Consider the following 2,268-nt stretch of genomic DNA (forward strand, 5'->3'; position numbering starts at 1 on the left):
GAGACAGAGTTAGAGATATTAACAAAACTTTACATTTTTCTAGAAAAATTTTTATTAGCTGGAAAATAATGAGTTTGCTGAATTTTTAATCAATCAATAAAAGGAATACCTAAAAAAGACCAAGATTATATTAATGGCGCTTATGAAATTTTGTTAAATAACAAACAAGCCTGTGAATATTATATGCAATTGTTAGCAATTTTTTCAAAAGCCCTTATCAAATCTTAGTTTTATTTAATGAGACGAAAGTAGTTGTAACAGAAGTTTATAATACGTTTTCAGAACAAGATTGAGAGGTAAATAGTTCATATGAATAATGAGCAATAACCGCAGTAAATATGAAAATAAATCTATAAATTAATCATTAAAACTTTAATTTTAAAATTATTACTTAAATCACTTTGTTACTACATCATTATATAGATAATTTTTTTGAGTTTTAGATAAAGTTCATCTGCTTACTTATTGATTATCACCTATTTATGATTCTGTATTATGTGTTGAATAATATCAAGATATATTTAAATGTTAATATTAGTTAAATAACGATATCAATCATATAAGGTTCTGAATCATATTAAACATTGTTTTTTATACTAAAGTATCTCGTTAATGAAAACGGACGCTTAACAAATAATGTAGGAAATAAATACCATAGCGATCTTTTCGGTTTATCAAATAACTCTAATGTCCAACCACCTTTGATCAGAAAATCAAAAGAAAGCTTATTTTCTGAAAGAATCACTAAATCACTGAAAAAATCTGTACAATACATTTGATATATTGTCGCTTTATCAATTATTCGATTTTGTTGTGAATCTAATAAATAAATAGCTAAAATTTCTTCATATGGACAATCAAAAGTAACAAATAACAAAATATAATTGTCATTCACTAATAGAGCTGCCTCTAAGCAAGTTCCATCTACCTGAACTTTACTTTTATGGCCATCAATGATGATTGTATTGTTATGGATTTGTATATTGGTTAATTTTTTAATCATAGCGCATTGACTCTTGTTAGCTCCTAATTAATCTTAGCTCACCATTTATACAAAATAAAGCAGATAATAAAGCTAACTATATATTTAATCTTTTAATTTAGTAATAATATAAGTGAAATAATCTGTTTTATATTATTTTTATCCACGCATCATTATAATTAACGAATTCAATATATTGATATTAATAAGGGTTATTACTGATTTAGTAATGTGCAACATATCACAAATTTGAGTTTTATTTGCACAAATGTTGTCTTCTGCTTTTTGCAGAGATTATTAACAAAGAACTTTTTAAGAGGTAAATAAAATTGGCTAAAGGAAATACTTCACTGTTAAAAAGACGATTAGATATTGCCGAAATAGTTAGAAAACAAGGTGAAGTTAAAGTTGATGAATTATCTGAATTACTAAATGTATCAGGTGTCACTATACGACAAGATTTAAATTATCTAGAACAACAAGGTTATCTTAAACGATCTTTTGGTGGTGCTATATATTTACAACCCAAAGATAGTTTTGATAAATCTCATCAAGAATCAAGCAATGAAGCCAATAATTCTTATTCAGATATTAGTTTGATTATACGATGTTTATCATATATCAATGATGGCGATACAATATGTTTGTTAAATGGCAGAATAACCAGAAAACTCATACCATATTTATATAATAAGAAAAATATCACTTTGATCGTTAATGATTTAAGCTTCGCTATGTTAGCAAAAGATTATATTCAGGGTGAAATAGTATTAATTGGTGGGATTTTTAATCAGAAATATACTAATTTTGATAAAAATGATGTGCAAACGCTACTAGCTAAATATGAACTATCTACTGTTATATTTGAAATAGAGGCCATCAATGTAGATGATGAGATTGCTATATCAAATACGCAACTAGTGGATGGTTATCAAATATTATTAGACAATGCTTGTTGTCGCATCGCTCTGTTGCCTAGCCGAATTACAGAAAATGATACTTTTGGATTTGCTTCACTACAGCGAATTGATGTCATCATTCTTTCTAATTCAACTATGGCAGAATATCATCAGCAGATAACTAATTGTTCATTTAAACAATCTAGTGTCAATAAAGATAGTGTTATCTATCAAAACTCAATGAACAAATAAACTTAATTTAGAATTTGTGCTAATAAATACGATATTAGCCACTCTATTTAACTAGCTGGATGTTATTAGTATTTAAGTAATTTGTTAATAATTAATTTATTTCAATAATATATTTATTAAAAATCTCATTAATAC

General features: G+C 26.1%; 2 protein-coding genes. One reads left to right on the forward strand and one right to left on the reverse strand.

Going from position 1 to position 2,268, the window contains the following annotated elements; translation table 11 throughout:
• Window positions 1-577 precede the first annotated feature (577 nt).
• Complete coding sequence (locus B6D18_RS12235) at window positions 578-1,003, reverse strand: hypothetical protein (RefSeq protein WP_086364694.1); 426 nt, start codon at window positions 1,001-1,003, stop codon at window positions 578-580.
• A gap of 308 nt (window positions 1,004-1,311) precedes the next feature.
• On the opposite strand from B6D18_RS12235, the gene B6D18_RS12240 reads away from it, so the two are divergent.
• Entirely contained in the window at window positions 1,312-2,133 is an 822-nt protein-coding gene (locus B6D18_RS12240; protein WP_086364695.1) for a DeoR/GlpR family DNA-binding transcription regulator, read from the forward strand.
• Window positions 2,134-2,268 lie beyond the last annotated feature (135 nt).

The sequence above is a fragment of the Gilliamella sp. A7 genome (assembly GCF_002142015.1).
Classification (GTDB): Bacteria; Pseudomonadota; Gammaproteobacteria; order Enterobacterales; family Orbaceae; genus Gilliamella; species Gilliamella apis_A.